At 69.5% G+C, this 23,074-nt stretch carries 14 protein-coding genes, 1 tRNA gene and 1 pseudogene; 1 reads left to right on the top strand and 15 read right to left on the bottom strand.

Translation table 11 applies throughout. From position 1 onward, the window contains the following. Nucleotides 1-3: 3 nt before the first annotated feature. The 11 genes and pseudogenes from U5O44_RS15115 to U5O44_RS15165 all read right to left on the bottom strand — a co-directional run bounded on the left by U5O44_RS15115 (nucleotide 4) and on the right by U5O44_RS15165 (nucleotide 17,711). Nucleotides 4-1,530 (bottom strand): MATE family efflux transporter, encoded by a 1,527-nt coding sequence (locus U5O44_RS15115; RefSeq protein ID WP_322589268.1) that lies wholly within the window; start codon nucleotides 1,528-1,530, stop codon nucleotides 4-6. Then, complete coding sequence (locus tag U5O44_RS15120; RefSeq protein ID WP_322589269.1) at nucleotides 1,523-9,034, bottom strand: type I polyketide synthase; 7,512 nt, start codon at nucleotides 9,032-9,034, stop codon at nucleotides 1,523-1,525. The genes U5O44_RS15115 and U5O44_RS15120 overlap by 8 nt, the downstream gene beginning before the upstream one ends. Before the next feature lie 524 nt (nucleotides 9,035-9,558). Next, a pseudogene (locus tag U5O44_RS15125) lies at nucleotides 9,559-10,245 on the bottom strand (SDR family oxidoreductase); the annotation flags it as partial. Then, nucleotides 10,146-10,928: an SDR family NAD(P)-dependent oxidoreductase gene (locus tag U5O44_RS15130; RefSeq protein WP_416222186.1), complete on the bottom strand. Its 783-nt coding sequence runs from the start codon at nucleotides 10,926-10,928 to the stop codon at nucleotides 10,146-10,148. The gene U5O44_RS15130 and the pseudogene U5O44_RS15125, both read right to left, overlap by 100 nt. After that, the gene (locus U5O44_RS15135) at nucleotides 10,871-11,521 is read right to left on the bottom strand and encodes a PIG-L deacetylase family protein (RefSeq protein WP_322589271.1); all 651 of its coding nucleotides are present in this window, start codon (nucleotides 11,519-11,521) and stop codon (nucleotides 10,871-10,873) included. Before U5O44_RS15135 ends, U5O44_RS15130 begins: the two co-directional genes overlap by 58 nt. Then, complete coding sequence (locus U5O44_RS15140; protein ID WP_322589272.1) at nucleotides 11,509-12,330, bottom strand: sugar phosphate nucleotidyltransferase; 822 nt, start codon at nucleotides 12,328-12,330, stop codon at nucleotides 11,509-11,511. Before U5O44_RS15140 ends, U5O44_RS15135 begins: the two co-directional genes overlap by 13 nt. Further along, entirely contained in the window at nucleotides 12,327-13,682 is a 1,356-nt protein-coding gene (locus U5O44_RS15145; protein WP_322589273.1) for a DUF4910 domain-containing protein, read from the bottom strand. The genes U5O44_RS15140 and U5O44_RS15145 overlap by 4 nt, the downstream gene beginning before the upstream one ends. Then, a complete protein-coding gene (locus tag U5O44_RS15150; protein ID WP_322589274.1) occupies nucleotides 13,682-14,278 on the bottom strand; it encodes a dTDP-4-dehydrorhamnose 3,5-epimerase family protein in 597 nt (198 codons plus the stop codon). Before U5O44_RS15150 ends, U5O44_RS15145 begins: the two co-directional genes overlap by 1 nt. After that, complete coding sequence (locus U5O44_RS15155; protein ID WP_322589275.1) at nucleotides 14,275-15,321, bottom strand: NAD-dependent epimerase/dehydratase family protein; 1,047 nt, start codon at nucleotides 15,319-15,321, stop codon at nucleotides 14,275-14,277. The genes U5O44_RS15150 and U5O44_RS15155 overlap by 4 nt, the downstream gene beginning before the upstream one ends. A 36-nt stretch (nucleotides 15,322-15,357) precedes the next feature. Beyond that, nucleotides 15,358-16,614, bottom strand: a complete 1,257-nt coding sequence (locus U5O44_RS15160) for a class I SAM-dependent methyltransferase (protein ID WP_322589276.1) — start codon at nucleotides 16,612-16,614, stop codon at nucleotides 15,358-15,360. 56 nt (nucleotides 16,615-16,670) lie between these two features. Next, nucleotides 16,671-17,711: a glycosyltransferase family 2 protein gene (locus U5O44_RS15165; RefSeq protein ID WP_322589277.1), complete on the bottom strand. Its 1,041-nt coding sequence runs from the start codon at nucleotides 17,709-17,711 to the stop codon at nucleotides 16,671-16,673. Nucleotides 17,712-17,922: 211 nt separating this feature from the next. Between U5O44_RS15165 and U5O44_RS15170 the strand changes: the two genes are divergently transcribed. Next, nucleotides 17,923-18,606, top strand: coding sequence for a glutathione S-transferase family protein (locus tag U5O44_RS15170; RefSeq protein ID WP_322589278.1), 684 nt, complete (start codon nucleotides 17,923-17,925; stop codon nucleotides 18,604-18,606). A 38-nt stretch (nucleotides 18,607-18,644) separates the two neighbouring features. Here U5O44_RS15170 and U5O44_RS15175 read toward each other — a convergent pair whose 3' ends face one another. The 4 genes from U5O44_RS15175 to U5O44_RS15190 all read right to left on the bottom strand — a co-directional run bounded on the left by U5O44_RS15175 (nucleotide 18,645) and on the right by U5O44_RS15190 (nucleotide 22,989). Continuing rightward, nucleotides 18,645-20,225 (bottom strand): class I SAM-dependent methyltransferase, encoded by a 1,581-nt coding sequence (locus U5O44_RS15175; protein ID WP_322589279.1) that lies wholly within the window; start codon nucleotides 20,223-20,225, stop codon nucleotides 18,645-18,647. 93 nt (nucleotides 20,226-20,318) lie between these two features. Next, complete coding sequence (locus U5O44_RS15180; protein ID WP_322589280.1) at nucleotides 20,319-21,335, bottom strand: glycosyltransferase family 2 protein; 1,017 nt, start codon at nucleotides 21,333-21,335, stop codon at nucleotides 20,319-20,321. Further along, nucleotides 21,336-22,763, bottom strand: coding sequence for a methyl-accepting chemotaxis protein (locus U5O44_RS15185; RefSeq protein ID WP_322589281.1), 1,428 nt, complete (start codon nucleotides 22,761-22,763; stop codon nucleotides 21,336-21,338). It lies immediately after the preceding gene. 149 nt (nucleotides 22,764-22,912) lie between these two features. Beyond that, a tRNA-Met gene (locus U5O44_RS15190) sits at nucleotides 22,913-22,989 on the bottom strand. Nucleotides 22,990-23,074: the final 85 nt, after the last annotated feature.

The raw sequence follows: 23,074 nt of genomic DNA on the forward strand, positions 1-23,074 counted from the left end.
GTGTCAGGGGCTGCGCCCTGCAGGCGGTGCTGCAGGGTTTGCGCTGGGGGGCTGGGGAAGTGGGATGGCGGCGGCGTGCAAGGCCGCTGCTGCAGGTGTTGCAAACGTGGACGAGGCCTGCGGGGAGCTGCGGTCGCAGCCACGGTCATGGGCACGGGCGGCGCGGTTGAACATGACGGCCAGCACGACCGAGCGCAGCAGTGCGATGCCGCCGTGGGCGACCAGCAGGCCGTGCAGGTGCCAGCCGGCGCCAAAGGCCAGCAAGGCGGCCAGCGGTAGCAGCGCCAGGCTGCCCAGCGCCTGTGCCACAAAGGGTGCACGCAAAACGCCCAGGCTGCGCAGCATCGCGCCCAGCACGATGGACAGGGTGTCGCCGGCGGCCACTAACCAGCCCAGCGCCAGCAGCGGTTGCACGTCAGCGATGAGATCGGGCCGACCGAGGACGACGCGCAAAACGGCTTCGCTGGCGGTGGCCAGCACCAGCCCCGACAAGGCCAGCAGGGCCAGCGGCGGCGCCATCAAGCGCCAGCCCGTTGTGTGAAAGTCCGCACCTGCCAGCGGGCCACTGCCCGCCACGGCAGCGATGCGCACGGCCGCAGCATCGGCCAGGCCCCAGGCCACCACCATCACCGGTGCCAGGCATAGAAAGAGGGCCGTCATCTGGGCCAGAGCCTGGGCGCCCAACCACCCGGCCATCACCGGCAGCCCAAAAGACACCAGCGCCAGCACGCCCACGGTGGCGGCGGCGGCCGCGCCGCGCCGCCGCTGTTCGGCCCCGGCTTGCCAGGCAGCACGGCCAAAGCGCTGGCGCAGGCCGTAGACCGCCGCAGGCCCGTGGCGGCCGGCCTGCCACAGCACGGCCAGCAGGCCGGCCGCCATCAGCACGCGCACCACCAGCGTGGACGTGGCAGCACCCACCACGCCCAGCGCCGGCACGCCCATGCCGCCGAAGATCAACCATTGGTTCAGCGCGATGTTGGCCGTGTTGGCCAGCACCACGGCCAGCACCACGGTGCGTGCGCGACCGATGCTTTCCAGCAGCCCGCCGCTGACCAGCCCCAGCAGCGCTGGCCAGGCGCTCAGGCCGATGAGCCCGATGACCAGTGCGGCCTGCGACACCAGTTCTGGCGGCTGGCCCAGCGCCCGCAACAGCGGTCCGCCGAGGGCGCTGAACAGCAGCGCGGCCAGGCCCAGGCCGCTGGCCAGGGCCAGCCCGTTGTGCCACACCGTGCCCACGCGCGCTGCCTGCGCGCCGCCGCCGGCACGCGCTTGTGCGGCCAGTGCCAGGCCGGCGGTGGCCGCCACCATGGATACTTCCAGCACGCGGCCCATCAGCGACTCTGAAAGGCCGTGCACCGCCAGCGCTTCGGCGCTGCTGCGCGCCAGCATCACGCCGTCGGTGAAGGCCAGCGCGGCCACACCCACCCTCGACACCACCATCGGTCCGGCCAGCTGCGCAAAGCTGCGCAGTTCGTGGCTCAGGGTCGGTGGCGCATCTGGCTTGTGGCGTGGCGCGCTGGCGTCAGGCACTCGGCTTGGCTTCCAGGCTGTTGGCCAGCAGGTCGACCACGGCTGCGGTCGACGATGCCTGGATCATCTGCATCACCGACACCGGCCGGCCCATTTCGTGCTCCAGCGAACCGGCCAGTTCCACCGCCATCAGCGAGTCCAGGCCCAGGTCAGCCAGCGGTCGCTCGACGTCGATCTGCGCCGCTGGCGTGCCCAGGATGCGTGACAGATGGCCGCGCAGCACCTCCAGCAGCAGCGGCCGGCGTGCGTCGGCCGTCACCGTGGGCCAGCGCTCGGCCAGGGTCTGACCGCCGCTGTCCAGCGCGTCGACACCGGCTGGGCGCAGTGCCGCCATGCGCGGTGCACGCACCACCCACAGGATGCTGGCCCGCGACAAGTCCATCGCTGACACTGAAGACGCCACCTCGCCGGCAGCCAGGGCCTTGCCCAGTTCCTGCAGGGCGTCGGCCGCGTCCAGCGCCGAGATGCCCGAGCGCTTTTGCAGCATCTGCTCCAGCCCCTCAACGCGGGTGACGATGCCGACATCGCGGATCGCGCCCCAGGCTACCGACAGCGCCGGCAGCCCCTGCGCCCGGCGCCATTGCGCAAAGGCCTGCAGGTATTGGTTGGCAGCCACGTAGTTGCCCTGGCCCGGGTTGCCAAACATGATGGTGGCCGACGAGAAGACGACAAAGCTTTCCAGCGGGTCGTCCTGCGTCAGGCGGTGCAGGTGCCAGGCGCCGTGCAGTTTGGGGCCCAGCACGCGTTGCAGGCGCGTCTTGTCCAGCGTGTGTACCGGGCCGTCGTCCAGCACCATGGCAGCGTGCAGCACGCCCTTCAGCGGCGCCATGCTGCTGCGCACTTCAGCCAGCACGCGCGCCACGTCGGCTTCCAGGCTGACGTCGGCGGCAAAGGCGCGCACGGTGGCGCCGGCGGCCTGCAGGTAGGCGATGCCGGCCTGCGCTTCTTCGGTGGTGTCGCCACGGCGGCTCATCAGCGCCAGCGATTGCACGCCGCGCGTCACCAGCCACTTGGCGGTGGCCAGGCCAAAGCCGCCCAGGCCACCGGTCACCAGCCAGGTGCCGTCAGCGCTGGCCTGCCAGTGGCGCGGGGCCACGGCTGGCAGGGCGGCGCCCGGCGCCGGCAGTGTCAGCACCAGTTTGCCCACGTGGCGCGAGCGCTGCATCTGCCTGAAGGCGGTGGCGGCACGCGTGATGGGCAGCGCCTGGTGCGGCAGCGGCCGCAGCGTGCCTTCGCGCAGTGCAGCCAGCACTTCGTTGAACATGCGCCGCGCCAGCGCCGGGCGCTCGACCAGCAGCGTGTCGGCGTCGATGCCGAAGTAGCTGAGGTTGATGCGGAACGGGCGCAGGCCGATGCGGCTGTTGGCGTAGAGGTCGCGCTTGCCAATTTCGAGCAGGCGGCCGAAGGGGCGCAGGATCTGCAGGTTCTTGGTGATGGCCTCGCCGGCCAGTGAGTTGAGCACCACGTCCAGGCCTTCGCCCTTCGTCAGCGCCATGACGTCGTCTGCAAAGGCCAGGCTGCGCGAGTCGAGCACGTGGTCGGCGCCGTAGCGCAGCGCCAGGCGGCGCTTGTCGTCGTTGCCTGCGGTGGCAAATACCACCGCGCCGCGCGCCTTGGCGATTTGTAGCGCGGCCAGACCCACGCCGCCGGCGGCGCCGTGCACCAGCACGCGTTCGCCCGGCTCCAGCCGCGCCAGGTAGGTCAGCGCATACCAGGCGGTAAGGAAGGTGGTGGGCACGGTGGCCGCTTCCTCGAAGCTCAGACCTTCGGGCATGGGGCCCACGGCGCCGGACGAGGTGGTGACGTGGCTGGCAAAGCAGCCGCTGGCAAAGCCGATCACGCGGTCGCCCACGGCCAAGCCTTCCACGCCGGGGCCGACGCGGGCCACGGTGCCGGCGCATTCCATGCCGATGGTGGGGCCCGAGAAGCCGTCAGCGACGGCCTCTTCGGGCAGCATGTTCATGGCCCACAGCACGTCGCGGAAGTTCAGGCCGGCGGCACGCACCGCGATTTCCACCTCGCCCAGGCCGGGCTCGGCACGCGGTACAGCGCGCAGGGTCAGACCGTCCAGGCCGCCGCTGCCGTTGACCAGGCGCACGCCTTCAGCCGGCGTGGCGGTGGTGGGCAGGGTGACGGCGCGTTCCACGCGGTTCAGCCAGCGGCCGTCGTTGGCCAGCAGCACCTCGGTTTCGGCGCTGTCGGCCACCAGTTCGGCGGCCAGGCGGCGCGCGCTGTCGGCGTTCAGTTCAACCTGCAGGTCCACCGCACGCAGTTCCAGCCCTGGGGCTTCGTTGGACAGCACACGCGCCAGGCCCCAGGCCGCCGCTTGTGCTGGGTCGAAGTCGGTGCCACCGGCCGGGCCGGGCTGGGCACCGCGGCTCACCAGGCGCGCCTTCAGCGGCTTGGGCGACGGGCCGTCGGCCATTTGCTGGCTGTGCGCTAGCGCCAGCAGCGGCACGCAGCGGCGCATCTGCATCACCAGCGGGTCGTCGTGGCGCTCGGCCAGGCCGGCCAGTTGCACCACCACGTCGTGCTCGTGCGCGGCTTCCACAATGGTTTTGGCCAGGTCGGGCGCGTCTTCGTCGCCCGTGACGACCAGGCGGCGCACGGTCTGACCGTGGCAACCCAGGGCTTCGGCCAGCGCGCCGGCAAAGGCAGCGCCAGGGCCGGCAGCGTCGGTCAGCAGCAGCCAGCCACGGGCGGCGGGCTTGGGGGCGGCAGCGGCTTCAGCCGGTTCGGCAGCCGATGTGGCCGGCGCGGCATCGGTGCGGCGGCGGGCCGCCACCACCGTGCAGGGGCCTGCAGCCAGGGCTTGCACCTGTTCCCAACCACCGGCTTGTTCCAGCAGCGCGGGCCAGTCGGCAGGCTGTGGCAGCGCGGCTTCGTCGTCTTGCCACCAATGCGCTTGGCTGCCAAACAGCAGCGTGGCCAGCCGGCCGGGCTGCGGCGCGGCCAGCAACAGCCAGCCGCCGGGTGCGACCGTGCCCGCCAGGCGCGGTAGCGTTTCGGCCGGCCCCTGGGCGGCGGCTTGCAGGCCGTCGCCGGCAATCACCACATCGGCCCAGGCCACCGTCGCGTTTGCCGAGCTTGCTGCGCCTTCGTTGGCGGCCAGGCTGTGTACCGCGCTGCGCACGGCCGGGTGGCTGCCGTGCTGGCGTTGCAGTTGTTCGGCGCGGCCGTCGTCCACCTCGCTCACGGCGTAGTCCACGCCGTTGCCCGGCACGTGCGGCAGCAGCGCGGCGGCGGTGCCGGTGCGTGCGGCGTGCAGTTGCAGCACGCGCACGGCGCGGCCGGGGCGGCGTGCGGCCAGCAGTTGCTGCAGCCAGCCGCCCAGGGCGGTATGGGCGTCGGCCATGAAGGGTGCGCTGTCGCCCAAGGCTTCCAGGAAGCTGGGGTTCAGACCATCGGCAGCGGCTTTTGCGGTGTCGTCAACCGCAGCGTCATCGGGGGGCGCCAGGCGCGAAACCAAGCGGTCCACCACCGGCAGCAGCAGCATCAGTTCGGCCGTCAGGGCCGGGCGCTGGCGCAGCGCCGTTTGCCACAGGGCATCGACATTGGGCTGTACGTGCGCAAACTGCAGGCCGTCGTCGGCCGCCTTCAGCCAGCCGTCGGCTTCAGCCATTTGCTGCAGGGCAGCGGCCAGCGGGCGCAACTCAGCCGGCACGCGGGCCCGGCGCCATAGCGCATTGGCCGCAAAGGGCTCGCCAGCGGTCATGTCGGCTTCGGCATGCAGGCGCTGCAGGGTTTGCGCTGCGATGGCGCCGCACAAGCCGTCGATGAGTGCACCGTCTGCGGCCGTCCAATGCGGTGCGTCGGGCTGCTTCGGCGCTGGCAGCGCGGCCAGGTCGATGGCAGCGGGCAGCGGCAGCGCGGCGGCGGTGTCAGGGCGCCAGCGGTCGGCCAGGTGCAGCGTGTCTTGCCCGGTGCGGAAGTCGACCTTCTGGAATGAGGTGCCATCGGTGACCAACAGGCAGGTGCCGCTGTCGTCGTACAGCGCAAAGCGGGCACGGCCGGCGCGTGGGCTGTCGCGCAGCAGCGTGAGGTCGCACCACAGCGTGCGGGGCAGCGGCGCGAAGGAGCGCAGCCGGTCCACGCGCACAGGGATGCAGGCCAGCGGCTCGTGGTCGCGCTGCGCCAGCAAGGTCACCAGCGCCTGCAGGCAGGCGTCCAGCATGGCCGGGTGGCTGCGGTAGCCGCCTAAAGCGGCCTCGGCATCGCCGAAGGCTTCGGGCAGTTCGATGCGAGCGAAAGCGCGCAGGCCACCGTCATCGGTAGACAGCGATATCGACTTCAGGCCCTGGAACAGCGGGCCGTAGTGCATGCCGCGGCGCACCGTGCCTGCGTAGTGCTCGGCCGTTTCAATGAGGTGCGGCATGGCGGCGCGGGTGGCCTCCAGGTCCAGCGGCGGCGGCCGGTGGCCGGGCTCGGCCAGCGTGATACGGCAGCGTGCGTGCACGGTGGTTTCGTCGTGGTCGCGGGTGGCCACTTCAAAGGTGCCGTCGGCAGCGTCCACGCCGGTGTGCACCCGCGGCCAGGGGCTGTTGCCCGACAGCGTCATGGGCTTCAGAAAGTCCAGGTCTTCCAGCTGCAGAGGCACATCGCCATGCAGGCTGCGGCCGGCGGCCAGCGCCATCTCGATGTAGCCAGCGCCGGGGTACAGCGCCGAGTCCTGGATCACGTGGTCGGCCAGGTAGCCCAGCCGCGTGCGGTCCATCACCTGCTCCCACGACGGCTCGATGTCGGTGGCACGCCAGCCCAGCAACGGGTGTTCGCGTGTGCGTGCGCGCATCATGCCGGCCAGTGGCGTGGTACCGCGCCAGTGGCGCTGGCGCTGCCAGGCGTACAGCGGCATGGGCAAGCGTTGCGCCGGCGTTTGCGACAGGCCGCGCGGGTCCGCCAGGCCCTGGGCGTAGGCCGACAGCACGGCTTGGTCCATCAGTTCGTGTTCAGACACTGCCTGGCCTTCGCGCGGGCGGCGCAGCGTAGTCAACATCTGCACGGCGGTGTCGCGGGCCTTGGCCGTTTGCAGCACGTAGTCGCGCAGCACGGGGTGTGGGCTGATCTCGATCAGCCCGGTCACGCCCAGTTCACCCAGCAGGTGCGTGACGCCGGCCTCGAAGGCCACCGGCTCGCGGATGTTGCGCCACCAGTAGGTGGCGTCCAGCTGCTGGCCGTCGATGACACGGCCTTCCACCGTGGACACAAAGGGGCGCGCGCTGGCGCCGGGTTTCAGATCGGCCAGGCCCTTCACCAGGCCGGCCTGTATGCCGTCCATCGCCTTCGTGTGGAAGGGATAGTCCAGCGTCAGCATGCGCGCGAAGCGGCCGGCCTCCGTCAGTTCAGCGCAGAGCTTTTCCAGCTGCACCGGATCGCCGGCAACGGTCACGGCCGAAGGCGAGTTGATGGCAGCCACTTCCAGGAAGCCGCCGACGCGTTCGATGGCAGCACGGGCTTCTTCAGCCGACACACCCAGCGCGGCCATGCGGCCCATGCCGGCAGTGGCCGACTGCGCCAAGCTGCGCTGGTGGATGACGTGCGTGGCTTGTTCAAGTGACAGCGCGCCGCTGGCCCAGGCGGCCGCGGCTTCGCCCACGCTGTGGCCGATGACCGCGTCAGCCTCGATGCCGGCTTCGCGCAGCACCGTGGTCAAGCCCACCTGGATGGCGAACAGCGTAGGCTGCGCCACCTCGGTCTTGGCCATGCGCGAGTCGGCTTCGTCGCGCAGCAGTTCTTCCAGCAGCGACCAGCCGGCCAGCTTGGTGAAGATGCGGTCGACGTTTTTCACTGCCGCGCTGAAGTGCTCGTGCGCCTGCATCAGCTCACGGCCCATGGCCCACCACTGCGGGCCGTTGCCAGCAAACACAAAGGCCGTGCGCAGGCGCACGTTTTCAACGGCAGCCAATGGGGCCTTGCCCACCAGCAGGCCGGGCACCGGGGTCTTGCCCATGGCAGTGCCGTCGCCGCGCCAGGCGGTCAGGCGCTGCAGGGCCGCTTCGGCCGTATGGGCCTGCAGCACCAGGCGGTGGCCCAGGTGGCTGCGGTGGTGCAGCGCGTTGGCGCGCAGCGTGGGCCAGTCGGCCGCCAGCGGGTCTTGCAGTTGTTCGACCCAGCGGCCGGCCAGCGCGGCCAGCGCGGCTTCAGACTGTGCCGACAGCACCAGCAGTTCGGGTTGCGGCTGTTTGCCCGAACCGGCGTCCACCGTCTGGCGCGCTGGCTGCCTGGGCCGGTATTCCTGGATCACGCAGTGGCCGTTGGTACCTCCAAAACCGAACGAGTTAACGCCGAAGATGAGCGGCTTATCGGTCTGCGGCAACGGGTGCGGCTGGTGCACCACTTCGAGCTTCCAGCCCTCGAAGTCGATCTTCGGGTTGGGTGTCTTGAAGTGCAGATTGGCCGGAATTTCGCGGTGCTTCAGTGCCAGCAGCACCTTGGTGATGCCGGCAATGCCGGCGCCGTTTTCCAGGTGGCCGACGTTCGATTTGATGGAGCCGATGCGCAGTGGCACGGCGCCCCGGTGTTCTTTGCCCAGCACGTTGGCGACGGCTTCGCATTCGATGGGGTCGCCCACCGCGGTGCCGGTACCGTGAGCTTCCAGGTAGTACACGTCGTCGGGCTTGACGCCAGCCTCCGCATACACCTGCTTGAGTAGCGCAGCCTGCGCCACCGGGTTGGGCAGCGCAATGCCCATGGTGCGACCGTCGGAATTGACGCCGCTGGCCAGGATGACGCCCAGGATGCGATCGCCGTCGCGCTCGGCATCTTCCAGCGACTTCAGCATCAGGAAGCCACCGCCCTCGGCGCGGACATAGCCGGCGCCGTTGGCGTCGAACGAGGTGCAGCGCCCGGCCTGCGACAGCATCGAAGCCTTCGAGAAGCCCACGTAAGAAGCCGGTGACAGCAGCAGGTTCACCGCGCCCACCAGGGCCTGCGTGCATTCGCCGTGGCGAATGGCCTGCACCGCCTGGTGCAGTGCCACCATGCCCGACGAGCAGGCGGTGTCCACCGTCATGCTCGGGCCCTTGAGGTCGAAGATGTAGGACACGCGGTTGGACGCGATGCTCATCGACAAGCCCAGGTTGGTGTAGGCGTTGACGATCTCTTCGTTCACGATCTCGGCGTAATCGCGACTGGACAAGCCCACATAGACGCCCGTCTTGCTGCCTGCCAGCGCACCCGGCACCAGCCCGGCGTCTTCAAAGGTCTCCCAGGCCAGTTCCAGCAGCAGGCGCTGCTGCGGGTCCATCTGCGCGGCCTCGCGCGGCGAGATGCCGAAGAAGTCGGCGTCAAAGCCGTCCACCTGCTCCAGGTAGCCGCCGGCGAAGGTGTACGAACGGCCTGGTGTGCTGCGGTCAGCGTCCAGGAATCCCTTGTCCCAGCGGCCTTCAGGGAAGTCCTTGATGGGGTCGATTCCTGCCTTCAGGTGCTGCCACAGGTCATCGGGGTTCTGGACGTTGCCTGCGTAGCGGGCGCTCAGGCCGATGACGGCGATGGGTTTTGGTGCCATGGTGTGGTGCGAAGGAGGAATGGTTGTGGTCATGGATGCGTCTTGCAGGCGTTCGGCTCTTCGATGACTTGGAAGAGTCTAATTTGTATCTGGTTGTGTCTCAACTGGGATCTTGGGATCTTGATTTCTTTGCGAACCGCTTCCTGAACAAAATCAAGCTGAAATCACTCTGCCTTTCGTGTTTCGGCGGGCGGGCTACGCGCTTGAGCTTTCGTGGGGCGGTGAAAGCGCATCACTGTTACCAGCAGGGCAGCCTGTTGTGCGTTATTGCCGCCTTTGCCAGTGGACCGCTGCCCCGTCGGCGTGATCGAGGCCAAGCAGGGCGAGGCCGGTGAACACCTCACCGCCACGGAAAGCCAGACCGCGCGCTACGCCTCGGCCTACCTGAAATGGTGTCAGGACCGCACGTCGTTGCGGTGCACTGTCGGCAGGCCCGGGACTTCTATGCCGAGATGTGCTGCATCGACCGCCGGAATCCCCAGCCGCCTGGCCACCGCCTGCCCGGTCCCAGTACCCGCCCCCTTTCAGATCGCCCGGTCGAGATGCGTGTAGCCCCCATCGACCACGATCCACTGCCCCGTCGTGTGGATCGACCGAGGCGACAGGAGGAACACCACCGTGTCGGCGATCTCCTCCGGCGTCGTCATGCGCCGGCCCAGTGGAATACGCCGCTTGATGGCGGCCCGTGCGGCGGCTGGATCCGGCAGTCGGTCCAGCTCCTGGCGGTACATCGGCGTCATCACCTCGGCCGGGATCACCGCGTTGACCCGGATGCCGTCGTCCCGCAGCGCCGCCGCCCATTCGCGTGTCAGACCGAGCAGCGCGCCCTTGCTGGCGACGTAGCCGCTGGTGTCGCCCTGGCCCGTCAGCGCGGTCTTGGAGCCGATGTTGACGATGGCCGCACCGCCCGCCGGGCCGTGTGCGCGCAGGTGCGGCAGGCACAGGTGGGCCATCAGGTAGCAGTGGGTCAGGTTGCGGTCGATCGACTGCACGAAGGCGCTGCGGCCCGCCGTCAGTCCGACATGGTCGTTGACGCCGGCGTTGTTCACCAGGCCGTGCAGCCCGCCGAGTGTTTCGGCCGCCCGCGACACGGCGCCTTCCCGGGCCAGTGTCAGCCGCGCGGGGGGCTGGCGTGGTGCCGCTCGCCCAGGGGCGACGGGGGCGAGGCGAGCAGCCGCCGCACGGCCGCCGCCACGGCCTCGACTTGCCCCAGCGCGCCGTCGCGGTGGCGCTGCGCGAACGCGGCCGCGCCGGGATAGTGCTCGGGCGCGGCACGGCGCAGCGTTCCCTGCATGTCGGTGTCGAGGGCGCCGGGATCGAGGCTCAGCGTGGAGAAAGGGTGTGGCTGCAGAGCCTGCTCGGCAGCCACCACGCGCATGAACTGGTCCATCCCCGCCTTGGCCGCGCTGTAGAGCGACAGCCCGGCGTGGGCGCGCACGGCCGCACCCGAGGTGATCTGCGCCACGACCTTGCGGCCGGGGCAGGACTGGAAATGCCCCATCGCGGTGGCGAGGAAGGTGATGCCCGAGACGAGGTTGACGTTCAGCGCGTCGATCACCTCGCCGACCGGCCGGTTCGACGCCGGGCCGAGCGGCTGCACCGTGCCGGCGTTGTGCAGCACCAGCAGCTCGGTGACCGACAGCGGATCGATCCCGACCAGCGCCTCGGCGAGCGCCTGCGCGACCGCCGCCGGCTGCGCCAGATCGACCCGCACCGAGTCCGCCGTCGGCGCCGAGCGCGACAGCTCGATCACCCGCCAGCCCTCGGCCTGCCACTGCGTGACCAGCGCCCGCCCGAGGCCGCGCGAGCCGCCCGTGACCAGCGCCAGCCGGGTGTTCACAGCACCACCTTGCGCGCGTGCAGCGCCTCGGCCTGACCGCTCGGCGCGCGGCACTCGATGCCGCGCAGCGCCATCAGCCCCTGGAACGTCGCCTCGGTGAACCAGCCCTTCGAGCGCTGCGAGCCGAAGTGCTTCATCAGGTGGCGCACCTTGCGCTTCGCGATGTCCGCCGGCAGTGGCACATAGACATTCGGCTGGCCGAGGTCGCCTTCGTATTTCGGGATCTCGTACTCCAGCACGAGGTGGTCGCGCCAGGCCTGCCAGGTCAGCTCGGCGACGGTGCGGTGGTCCTGGTGGCGGTCTTCCAGGCGGTGGGTGAGCACCACGTCGGGCGTGATGCGCCGGCCCAGGTCGGCGAGGAAGGCTTTCAGACGCGCGGTCTCGGACGGGAAATGCGCATCGCTGAAATCGCCGATCACCACCTCGGCCGAGGCCGCGCCCTTCAGCAGCGCCTTGGCGCTGCGCCGCGCCTCGTCGGCCCGCTCGCCCGGGGCGCTCAGCACGACCCAGGTAATGTGGACTTCGGGCACCTCGGCCAGCCAGCGCAGCACCGCGCCGCTGCAGCCGATCTCGATGTCGTCGCTGTGCGCGCCGAGGCAGAGCAGGTCCAGCCGCGTGCGGCCCGCCGCCGGGTTCAGGGGCAGCATGACGACGACACCGCCGCAGCCGGGGCGACCTGCTCCGGCTTCCAGACCATCCAAGGGCAGTGGCCCTTGCCCTCCATGCGGTCGTAGCCGATCTTGTCCTTGAAGGTGTCCATCGGCTGCCAGAAGCCGCGGTGGCGGAAGGTGCCGAGCTGGCGCTGGGCGATGAGCCGCTGGAAGGGCGCCTCGACCAGTTCATCGCCTTCTTCGAGCACGTCGAAGATCTCCTTGCGCAGGCAGAAGAAGCCGGCGTTGATCCAGTACGGCCGCTCGTTGAGCGGGCCGAAGCTGGTGACGATGCCGTTGTCGTCGTCGTGCAGCGCGTGGAAGCTCTGCGGCGAGGGCACGGTGGCGAAGCTGGCGGTGACGCCGCTGGCGCGGAACTCGGCGAGGTGCTGGTCGAGCGGCAGGTCGCTCAGGCCGTCGGCGTAGTTGGCGAGGAACTCCTCGTCGTCGCCCAGGTACTTGCGGGCGCGCAGCAGGCGCTGGCCGATGTTGGCGTGCAGGCCGGTGTCGACGAAGGTGATCTTCCAGTCCTGCAGGTCGCTGTGGATCAGATCGACCTTGCGCCCGCCCTCGCTGAGCACGAAGTCGTTGGACAGCGCCTCGTTGTAGTTCAGGAAGTATTCGCGGATCAGGTCGCCGCGGTAGCCGAGGCAGAGGATGAACTCCTTGTGGCCGAAGTGCGCGTAGTAGCGCATCAGGTGCCACAGGATCGGGCGCACGCCGATGTTGACCAGCGGCTTGGGGATGGTGTCGGAGTGCTCGCGCAGCCGCGTGCCGAGTCCGCCGCAGAAGAGGACGACTTTCATGGGGAAGGGCCTTTCGGTTCGGATTCGTGGGGGCTGACGGTGTCGCCGAGGACGCGCAGCAGGCCGGCGTGTTCGAGTGCGGTGGCCGCCTGCTCGACCTGCTCGAACGGCAGCCGGGCGCGTTCGGCGATGGCCAGCAGGTCGCGGGTGCCGTCGGCCTGGTTGAGCACCCACAGCAATGCGTGCTCGAACGCGCCCGGCGCGCTGCCGCCCACGCTGCCGTAGAGGCCGCGCTTGCCGAGGCGTGGTTCGCCCTTGGGGCTGAGGTTGAGCGGGGTGCGGTTGGCGTCGAGTACGGAGGCGAGCCGGGCCAGCGTCTGCAGTGCGGTGGCGAGCTGCGCGGGGCGGATCAGCGTCAGGTCGTCGGCGCTGGTGTGGTACTCGGCGTAGGTGCTGTTGGGCGACCGGGTCAGGCGGCCCATGGGCAGGTCGAAGCCGGGGGAGCAGAACTGGCGCTCGTCGTAGCCGTAGGGCTCGAAGTCGAGCATCCGGGCGTCGGTGCCGCGCAGGACGTGGGCGGCGGCGCGGTCGGTGAGCGTGTCGCCGCGGCGGCTGGGCTTGTAGTGCAGTGGCGCAGCATCGCCCAGCAGCCCGAGCACCAGGCCGGCGCGCACGCGGCCCAGGCGCGCCTCGTTGCGCGACAGCCAGGCCAGCGAGCCGATCGTGCCCGGCCCGAAGATGAAGCGCCACGTCAGGCGCGGCTTCGTCGGCGCGTGGTGCAGCGCCCGCGCCAGTTCGACTGCGACGGCGATGCCGGTCAGGTTGTCGTTGGCCAGCGACGGGTGGCAGGTGTGCGTGTAGACCAGCACCTCGTCCGCGCACTGGCCGGGGACCACCGACTCGGCGTAGCTCAGATGCCCCGGCGCCAGCGTGGCGTCGATCACCACTTCGTACGGCCCCGGCCCGAGCCGCTCACGGTCGCGGTGGCGCAGGCAGAAGCCCCACTGCTCGCGGTAGTAGCTGGTGCGGTAAGGGATCCAGTCCGGACGGTCCGGCAGCGAATGCAGGTGCGGCTGCAGCTCGTCGAGTGTCATCGTGCAGCGCACGGGCACCGAGTAGCCCATGACGTGCAGGTTGTGGGCACGGACGTCCACCACGCGGCGCCCGTCGGCGTCGGCGATCCACGCATCGCGCAGGTTCCACTCGCGCGGGATCTCCCAGTCGAAGGCGGGCGTGCCGCTCGGGACTTCGGTGCGGATCAGCGGGATGCGCGCGCCGATGTGGTCCAGCGTCTGGCGCACGCCGTCGCCGGTCAGGCTGCGGCCGAGCGGGTAGAGCGCCTCGATCAGCGCCCAGGCGTCGGCGGCGGCCGCGCGGGCCGCGTCGTCGGGGATCAGGGCGTCGAGCAGCATCAGGGTGTTCCGTGCGCGGCGAGGCCGGCGGCGTAGCGCTGGCGGTGGGCCGCGTCGTCGAAGTCGGGGCCGTCGCGGTCGCGGTCGGACATCGCGCTCACCGGCAGCGGCCACGTCAGACCGAACGCCGGGTCATCCGCCCGCCAGCCGGCGGAGAGGTCGCTGCGGTAGGCCTCGGTCATCATGTAGAAGACCTCGCTGTCGTCCACCAGCGTCTGGAAGCCGTGCGCCACGCCGCGTGGAATCCACAGCGCGTTGCCCAGCGCCGCGTCCAGCGTGACCGACACCGTGGCGCGGTAGGTCGGCGACTCGGGGCGCAGGTCGATCAACTGGTCGAACACCCGCCCACGTGTGCAGCGCACCAGCTTGCACTCGGTGGCCGGCGGCCACGCGAAGTGCATGCCGCGCAGCGTGCCGGCGCGGACGTTGAACGAGGTGCTGGCCTGCACCATCGCCGCGTCCAGGCCTTGTCCACCGTGTGCGGCGAAGGTCTCGCGGCACCACGTCCGCGCAAACGAGCCGCGCGCGTCGACCATCGGCGCGAGGCGGATGTGCCGCACGCCGTCGATCGCCGTCGACTCGAAGACCAGGCTCAACGCGCGCTCCAGTACAGATCCTCGTCCACCTGCCCGGTGCGCTGCAGGTACTGCAACTGCTTCAGGCGGGTGTAGGCGCGCCAGCGGTGGTCGGCCTCGGTGAAGTCGATGCGCTGGAACAGGCTGGCCAGTTCCTCGGCGCCGCGCTTGGCAGTCCAGCGGGCGACAAAACCGGGCAGGCGCGTCTCGATCTTCTCGAACGAGACGCGGTAGCTGCGGTTGTCCGCGCTCGGCGGGCCGGCGCTGACCTCGCAGCCGGGGAAGGCGGCGGCCACCAGCGCGGCGATTTCGCGCACGCGAAAATTCTCGTCCGTGCGGCCGACGTTGAAGACCTCGCCGTTGATGGCGTCGGCCGGCGCCTCCACCGCACAGCGCATCGCCTCGCAGATGTCCTCGACGTGGACGATCGGCCGCCACGGGCTGCCGTCGCTGACCATGGCGATGCGGCCGGTCGTGCGGGCCAGCGCGCAGAGGTCGTTGAGCACGATGTCGAAGCGCATGCGCGGCGACGGGCCGTAGGCGGTGGCGTTGCGCAGGAAGACGACGCTGAAGTCGCGGCTTGCCATCGGCGTCACGTCGCGCTCGACCAGCGTCTTGCACACCGCGTAGGCGGTCTGCGGATTCACGGGCGATCGTTCGTCCAGGAACGCGCCCGCGTCCCCCGCGCCCACGCCGTAGACGCTGCACGACGAGGCGTAGACGAAGCGCTTCACGCCGGCCTCGCGCGCCGCCTGGGCGATGCGCACGGAGCCTTCGTGGTTGATCTTCATCGTGATCTCGGGGCGGTTCTGGCCCAGCGGATCGTTGGACAGCTCGGCCAGGTGGATCACCGCGTCGAAGCCGGCGAAATCGGCCGGCTCGACGGTGCGTAGATCCTTGTAGAGCGTGCGGGCGCCGAGGCGGGCGGCCAGCGGGTCGTGGTAGAGCCGGCCGTCGCCATAGAAGCCGATGTCGAGGCCGGTGACTTCGTGGCCCGCGGCTTCGAGCCAGGGAGCGAGGCGGGCGCCGATGTAGCCCTCGGTGCCGGTGACGAGAATTTTCATGGGGTGCAGCTCGGTGAACGGGTCAGGAGGTCAGGCTCAGAACACGGTGACTTCGGGGATCGGCACGACGAACTGCCCGCCCCATTCGCGGATGTAGGCCGCGTCACGGGCGATCTCGTCCTTCAAGTTCCACGGCAGGATCAGCACGTAGTCGGGCTTGGCCTCGCGGATCGCGGCCGGGGCCAGGATCGGGATGCGGGTGCCGGGGGTGAACTTGCCCTGCTTGTAGGGGTTGGCGTCCACGGTGAAGTCGAGGAAGTCGGTGCGGATGCCGCAGTAGTTCAGCAGCGTGTTGCCCTTGCCCGGCGCGCCGTAGCCGACGACGGTCTTGCCGCGCGCCTTGGCGTCGATCAGGAAGGCCAGCAGCTTGCGCTTGGTCTCGCGCACGCGTTCACCGAAGCCCTGGTAGCGCTCCGCGCCGAGGAAGCCGTCGGCGATCTCGCGTTCGCGCAGCGCGTGGACCCGCTCGCCGACCGGGCGTGCGGTGCCGTTCACGTGCTCGTCGGTGTGGCGCGCGAAGATGCGCAGCGAGCCGCCGTGCGTGGGCAGCTCCTCCACGTCGAACAGCGTCAGCCCGTGGTGGGCGAAGACCCGCTCGACCGTGACCAGCGAGAGGTAGCTGAAGTGCTCGTGGTAGATGGTGTCGAACTGCACGCCCTCGATCAGGCGCAGCAGGTGCGGGAACTCCATCGTGATCGTGCCGCCCGGCGCGAGCAGGTCTTTCATGCCGCCGACGAAGTCGTTGAGGTCGGGTACGTGGGCCAGCACGTTGTTGCCGAGCAGCAGGTCCGCTTTCCCGTGTTCGCGGGCAATGTCGGCGGCGGAGTCGCGGCCCATGAAGCGCACCGTCGTCGGAATGCCCTTGTCGATGGCCACCTGGGCGACGTTGGCGGCCGGCTCGATCCCGAGCACCGGGATGCCAGCGGCGACGAAGTGCTGGAGCAGGTAGCCGTCGTTGCTGGCGATCTCCATCACGCGGCTGTGTGCGCCCAGCTTGAAGCGATCCGCGGCCATCACGGCGTAACGTCGTGCATGTTCGACCCAGCTCGACGAGTAGGACGAGAAGTAGGCGTACTCGCTGAAGATCGAGTCCGGCGCCACGAACTCCTGCAGCTGCACCAGGTGGCAGTCGTCGCAGACGTAGGCGTGCAGCGGGTAGAACGGCTCCATGTCGCCGAGCTGGTCGGGCGCGATGTGCGTCTGGCACAGCGGGCTCATGCCCAGATCGACGAAGCTGGTGCGCAGCGGCGCCTGGCAGAAGCGGCATTCGAGGGCGGAGGTGCGTGTCGTCATGTCGGCAGGGGCGGCGGTTCGGGTGGAAGGTGGCTGGCGGGTGGGGGGGCGGCGGCTCAGGCGCCCAGGCGCTTGGTCCAGCGGGTGAACGTTTCCCAGACCGGGTTGGCGCGGCTGGTGGACATCACCGCCGCCGCCATCGCATCCGGCAGGTAGAGCGCCCCGCTGGCCCAGGCCAGCATCGCGGCGCGCTGCACCTCGTTGTAGCCAGGGCAGACCTTGAGCGAGTCGCGCATCAGGCACCACAGGCTGCCGGCGGTGTCCTCCGGGAAGGGATGCGCGTCGCGTGCCCAGCGCCAGGAGGTGATGCGGTGGCGCACATGGGTGGGCAGCATCAGGAAGGGGCCGTCCACGACGATGCCCGAGCGTTCGCGCAGCAGCGCCATCGTCCGGTCGCGGCTGCGCTCGACCAGGCTGACTTCGAGGCCGATGCTGCCGCTGTAGTTGCCGCGGTAGCCGGGGGCGGCCTGTGTGTCGGGCTTGCGGTGCAGGCGGTAGCCGCCGAGCGGTCGGTTGGCGCCGACCACCAGTCCGTGGAAGGGCGCGGTGATGAAGGGCACGGTGTCGGTGCAGATCGGCCAGTCTTCGGGCTTGACGGGAAAGTAGGGTGCGACGGCCGAGCGGCGGTAGAGGTTGCCGCTGCCGGGCGGGCCGGCGTAGTGGCCGAGTGCTTCGATGATCGACACGACATCACCGTCATGGCGCAGGAACGGGATCACGCCGCCCAGCAAGGCCCCTTCGGCGTCGATCAGGCGCATCGGGTAGTGGACCTTGGCCGTGTCGGCGTGCGCCAGCGACAGGCAGGTGGCCATCGCGTCGTCGTCGAGCACGTCGTCCGCGTCGAGCCAGACGATCCACTCGCCCCGCGCGGCCCCGATGCCCAGGTTGTAGCCCTGGCCCTGGCCGATGTTGACCTTCTGGCGCACCAGCCGCACCCGGTCACCGTAGCGGGCGATCACCGACAGCGAGTCGTCGGTCGAGCCGTTGTCCACCACGATCACCTCGCAGCCGGGCAGCGTCTGGCGCAGGGCCGAGTCGATCGCGGCGCCGAGGAAGCGGGCGTAGTTGTAGTTCAGGACGACGATCGAGACTTGCATCGGGGATACCGGGGGTGGTGGAACGCTCAGGCTCCGGTGTTCAGGAAACTGAATCGTAAATGAACGTAACTTATGCGTCGTGAGGGATTGGGTGTTGGGGATATCGGCAAGCTGAAAAAAATCCGGAGTGGCGGCGCTGCGACTGGCTGCATGTGGACAGAGCGAGCCGCCGTTTAGGATGCCGTCCATCACAGTGAAAGGCACGGGCCCCATGCAGCTCTACATCGGCAACAAGAACTACTCGTCCTGGTCCATGCGGCCCTGGGTGCTGCTGCGGCAGTTCGGCATCCCGTTCGACGAGGTGATGGTGCGCTTCGACAGCTTCGACGCCGGATCGGTGTTCAAGACGACGCTGGCCGGGCTCTCGCCGACGGGCAAGGTGCCGCTGCTGGTCGAGGACGACGGGCTGGTGGTGTGGGACACGCTGGCCATGGCCGAGTACCTGGCCGAGCGCCATCCGGAGCGGGCGCTGTGGCCGCAGGATGCGCGCCGCCGGGCCCGTGCCAGATCGATCTGTGCCGAGATGCATGCGGGCTTCACGGCGCTGCGCAGCCATTGCCCGATGAACATCGAGGCCTCGCTGCCCGACATCGGCGCGCAGGTGCTGGCCGGACAGCCGGCCGTGCGGGCCGATCTGGACCGGCTGACGGCGATGTGGACTGCGGCGCTGGCCGACAGTGGCGGCCCCTTCCTGTTTGGCACGTTCACGGTCGCGGATGCGTATTTCGCGCCGGTGGTGGCGCGGCTGCGGACCTATGCGCTGCCGGTGCCGCCGGTGGTCGCAGACTGGATGGCACAGGTCTGGGCGGCGCCCGGCGTGGCGGCCTGGGTGGCCGATGCGCTGGCGGAGCAGGATTTCCTGGACTTCGAGGAGCCGTACCGCAAGGCGCGGTGACGGGCCCCGGCGGCCCCGCTGCGGGGCCTGCCGACCGATCAGTCGCCGTGGACCTCGGCCAGCAGCGACTCCCGCGTGGCGGCGGCTTCCTGCAGCAATGCCTGCAGCGGGCGCGAGCGGTTGGCGGGCAGCAGCTGATCTTCTGCCGGCACCGTGTCGTCCGGCACGAAGCAGTCCAGGGCCATGGTGCGCGCCAGTGTGCGCTCGGCCGGGGTGGTGGCCACCTTCTGCAGCACGATCTGCATCGACGCCGCCTTTTCGCGGCGGCAGTTCTTGCGGTTCAGGTCACGGTAGCCGGACGCTTCGATCTGGAAGCGGTGGGTGAACCAGCCGAGCTGCCAGAAGGTCTCGGTGTAACAGGTCCAGGAGTTCTCGTTGAGGGCGCGCAGGTGGGTCGGATCGCGCCAGGCGGTCGGCGAATGTTCGCAGGGCACTTCGATGACGAAGCGGCCACCGTCGCGCAGCAAGGTCAGCGCCTGCGTCATCAGCCGTGCCAGGTCCGGCGTCTGCACCAGCACGTTGCCCGCGCAGAGTTCGGCGAACTGCCCCGCTTCGAGGCGCACCGGACCGCAGAGCTGACCATGGGCCAGCAGCGGCAGTGTCTGCGGCTGGCCGAGGTCGAGCAGCAGATCCGGTTCGGCCTCGGGGCGGCTGTCGATGTTCAGCCAGCCGATGCGGTAGCCGGTGCCGGCGCCGATGTTCAGGCGCAGCGGGCGCCACGGCTGCGGGTCGCGGGTGCGCACATTGGTCTGGCCGTAGCCGCTGACGAAGGCCAGCATGTCGGCGAAGGCTTCGGCCGGATCGAGTTCCTCGAAGCCGGCCATCTGCGTGCGGGCCAGATCGAACCAGGCGGGTGTGCCGAATTCCTGCGCGAAGAAGGTGTCGAGCGTGTCGGTGTCGATCCAGCAGGTGGCGTCCTCGTAGAAGCTGGCCGTGGCGGCGTGGGGGACGCGCTCGCTGATGACGGGGGTGCCCAGGCTGAGGCAGTGCGCCAGCGTGATCGGCTCGAAGCGGCTGGTGTCGTGCGGACGCAAGTGCAGCACGGCCTTGGCCTGCCGGATGTAGGCGTCGCGCTCGCCCGCGTAGACCGGCCGGTCGAACTGGCTCACCGTCAGGCCGGTGTCCTCGATGCGCTTGATGAGGCGGCGGATGCGCTCGTTCTGCGGACCGATCACCAGCAGGTCGAGCGGCCGATCTTCCAGCGCCAGGGCCGGCGCCTGCCCGTCTGCCGCCAGGTAAGGTGCGTGGACGAAGGGCACCAGCGGCACGTCATCCGGGTGCTCGGTGTAGACCTCCAGATTGGCCGGGTCGTGGTCCACGACGGCCGAGCGGCGCAGCAGCTCCAGGTAGGCGGGGGAGACTTGTGTGCCTTCGTGCCCGAGTGACTCCAGGTTCACGAAGACGCAGGTGTGCTGCAGGCACTGGTTGGCGTCGAAGCCCAGGTGGGCGCCGAAGACGAAGTTGATCGCGTCATGGCGCAGCCGGTTCTTGGACAGGCTGACCCGGGCGCCCAGCCGCCGGAACTGGTAGCGGAAGTAGCGAGCGGGGTCGATCAGGCTCAGCGCATGTGACTGGCCCTGGGGCTGGACAACGCACAGATGGATATCCGGCAGGTTCATGAGCGGGGGCTCCGTGCAAAGCGTGCAATGGGTCCGGGCCAGTCTATGCAGGCACGCCCGAAGGATCGGGTCGATCAGGGCGGCCAAACGCGGCTACTTTTCCAGCGGCTGGAGCTGGCGCAGCACGCCCAGGTTGTGGGTGGCGAGGTGGCTGCCGCGGCCGTGCACGGCGCCTTCCAGATCGGGCCGTTCGCCGATCTCCAGGCAGCGCTGCCAGGCGCCTTCGATCATCGGCAGCAGCTCGCCCGCGCGGGCTGGCTCGCTGGCGGCCCAGTCGAGCAGCAGGTCGCCCAGCGCGAAAAAGAAGTCGGGCGAGCGGTCCCAGCGCGCCATGCTGTCCGAGGCGCGCTGCACGCCGTCGGCGTGGCGACCGCAGCACTTGAGCGCGTGCAGGCTGCGCACGCTCAGGTCGTGCAGCCAGGCGGGTGCTGCGGCCTGTTCCGCCAGCCGTGTCTCGGCCTGGGCGAAGCAGTGCAGGGCCTCGGCGTGGCGGCCGTAGACGTCGTGGTCCTTGCCGAGCTGGTACCAGAGATAGGGGTCGTCCGGGTGGTCGTCGAGTGCGCGCTGCAGCAGGGCGGCGTTGCGACCGGCCTTGCGGTCCAGCGCGACGCCGCTGTAGCCGTCATGCCCGACCCGCAGCGGCAGGCGCCGCACGGGCAGCGTGTGCTGAGGCTGCTCGTGGATGCGGCCGGCGTAGCGCACATGGCCCGGCAGCAGGCGGCTGATCCAGCTGGAGGCGATGCTGGTGTGGTCTTGCGGCCCGTGGTCGCTGTCCACCCGCACCGCACCGACGAAATCGGGCCGCAGCGTGCGCAGCGTGGCCAGGGTCTCGCCGCCGCGGGCCAGCCATTCATCACCGTCGAGCACGATGTGCCAGTCGGCGCCGGCCCGCTCCAGCGCGGTGTTGCGGGCGAGGCTGAAGTCATCGCACCAGGCCAGGTGCGACACCTCGGCGCCGGCGGCGCGGGCGATGGCGACGGTGTCGTCCTGCGACCCGGTGTCGACGACGACCATCCGGTCGACCCAGGGGCGCAGGCTGTCGAGGGCGCGGCGCAGGCGCGGGGCCTCGTCGCGCACGATCATGGCGGCAGCCAAGGTGTAGCGCTGCATTCAAGCACCCCGGTGGGCAGCGGTCGGCCTCTGCTGGTCGTCCAGGCGAAACCGGTTGACCGCTTCGATCAGTCGATGTGCCTGCTGGTTCAGGCTGGAGGCCGCCGAGGCGCTTTCCTGCACCAGCGTGGCATTCTGTCGGGTCATGCTGTCGAGTTCCTGTACCGAGTGCTCGATGTCGCCTATGCCCGTGCTCTGCTCGCTGGATGTGCTGCTGATCGCGTCGATCGTTTCGCAGACGCGCCGCACACTGGCGACGATCTCGTCCATCGTGGAGCCGGCTTGGGTGACCAGTTGGGTGCCTGATCCCACCTTCTCGACGCTGCTGTTGATCAGGTGGCGGATTTCGGTGGCGGCGGCGGCACTGCGCTGCGCCAGATGGCGCACTTCGCTGGCGACGACGGCGAAACCGCGCCCCTGCTCGCCCGCCCGTGCGGCCTCCACGGCAGCGTTGAGTGCCAGGATATTGGTCTGGAACGCAATGCCGTTGATGACGCCGATGATGTCGGCGATCTTTTTCGAACTCGCATCGATCTCGTCCATCGTGGCGATCACCTGTGCCACCACCTGTCCCCCGCGCTGGGCCACTTCAGTGGCCGTGCCGGCGAGTTCGCTGGCGGTGCGGGCGGACGTGGCGGTTTGCTGGACCGTGCTGATCAGTTGCTTCATCGCACCGGTGGTGGCCTGCAGGTGGCTGGCGGTCTTTTCGGTGCGTCGGGCCAGTTCGGAGTTTCCATTGGCGATTTCGCACGAGGCCGTGTCGACGTGCAGTGCCGTGGCGCGGACTTGCACGATGGCGTGCTCGATGCCCTGGAGTGCTTCGAGCAAGGTGCCAGAAGCTTGGTCGACCGGACTCTGGCCCCGGGTACGCAGATCGATCTGTCCGCTGGTGTCCAGCAGTGTGTCGGTGATCTGGACCAGATGCTCGGCGGTACGGAAGTCGGCGCGAGCCCGCTGCGCCAGCATGATCAGGATGCCGGCCTCGGCGATCACGTACAGCGCATGTTCGATCACGTGCATCAGGCCCGGTTCGGTGAAACAGATCGGACCCCAGCCCCATGTCTGGAAGTAGTTGAACGTCAGGTGGTGGATGGCGATGGTCGCGGCGGCGGCGACCACCGGAAGCGTGTGCCGGTACACCACCGTCACCGCCAGGAACGCAAACACGGCGAAGTGGGCCTCGGGGCGACCCTGCGCCACATGGATGAGCAGCCCGACCATCGCCATGCCGAGCGCGGGCAAGGCAATGCGGCTGGCGGTGCCTGCCTGTGAGATCCGGGCGACCACCAGGGACAGGGCCAGGATCAGGCTGCCGACCAGCAGCGGCAGCATGACGGAGCCTGCGATCAGCCCGTAGCAAAGGGCGCCGGCCATCACCAACAGGCTCGTGATCAGGAGTGATCGGTCGTCGGGATGCAGTGCAGGCATGGAAGCGGTCCGGAATGCGTGTCAAACACGCACTCTAGGAGCGAGGCCGTGCTGTCAAATCCCGCAATAAGCGACTTTGCCCAGACCATTCCCGGTACGTGATCCGGAAATGAAAAAAGCCCGTTCAGTGAACGGGCTTTTCAGAATTTTGGTGGCGCTTCACGGACTCGAACCGCGGACCTGTGGATTATGATTCCATCGCTCTAACCGACTGAGCTAAAGCGCCAACAGCCCGCTATTATGCAGATGCTCCCTGGGTTGAGCAAGCGTTTTCTGCCGAAATATTTGGTTCGGGTCTTGCTACCCTTGAA

The organism is Sphaerotilus sp. (assembly GCF_034519685.1).
Taxonomy (GTDB): Bacteria; Pseudomonadota; Gammaproteobacteria; order Burkholderiales; family Burkholderiaceae_C; genus Sphaerotilus.

Bases quoted from the DNA above. Each gene is read 5' to 3' on its own strand.
- U5O44_RS15120 (WP_322589269.1), bottom strand. From the start codon at position 9,034: ATGGCACCAAAACCCATCGCCGTCATCGGCCTGAGCGCCCGCTACGCA.
- U5O44_RS15170 (WP_322589278.1), top strand. From the start codon at position 17,923: ATGCAGCTCTACATCGGCAACAAGAACTACTCGTCCTGGTCCATGCGG.
- U5O44_RS15165 (WP_322589277.1), bottom strand. From the start codon at position 17,711: ATGCAAGTCTCGATCGTCGTCCTGAACTACAACTACGCCCGCTTCCTC.
- U5O44_RS15155 (WP_322589275.1), bottom strand. From the start codon at position 15,321: ATGAAAATTCTCGTCACCGGCACCGAGGGCTACATCGGCGCCCGCCTC.
- U5O44_RS15140 (WP_322589272.1), bottom strand. From the start codon at position 12,330: ATGAAAGTCGTCCTCTTCTGCGGCGGACTCGGCACGCGGCTGCGCGAG.
- U5O44_RS15185 (WP_322589281.1), bottom strand. From the start codon at position 22,763: ATGCCTGCACTGCATCCCGACGACCGATCACTCCTGATCACGAGCCTG.
- U5O44_RS15145 (WP_322589273.1), bottom strand. From the start codon at position 13,682: ATGCTGCTCGACGCCCTGATCCCCGACGACGCGGCCCGCGCGGCCGCC.
- U5O44_RS15160 (WP_322589276.1), bottom strand. From the start codon at position 16,614: ATGACGACACGCACCTCCGCCCTCGAATGCCGCTTCTGCCAGGCGCCG.
- U5O44_RS15180 (WP_322589280.1), bottom strand. From the start codon at position 21,335: ATGCAGCGCTACACCTTGGCTGCCGCCATGATCGTGCGCGACGAGGCC.
- U5O44_RS15135 (WP_322589271.1), bottom strand. From the start codon at position 11,521: ATGCTGCCCCTGAACCCGGCGGCGGGCCGCACGCGGCTGGACCTGCTC.
- U5O44_RS15175 (WP_322589279.1), bottom strand. From the start codon at position 20,225: ATGAACCTGCCGGATATCCATCTGTGCGTTGTCCAGCCCCAGGGCCAG.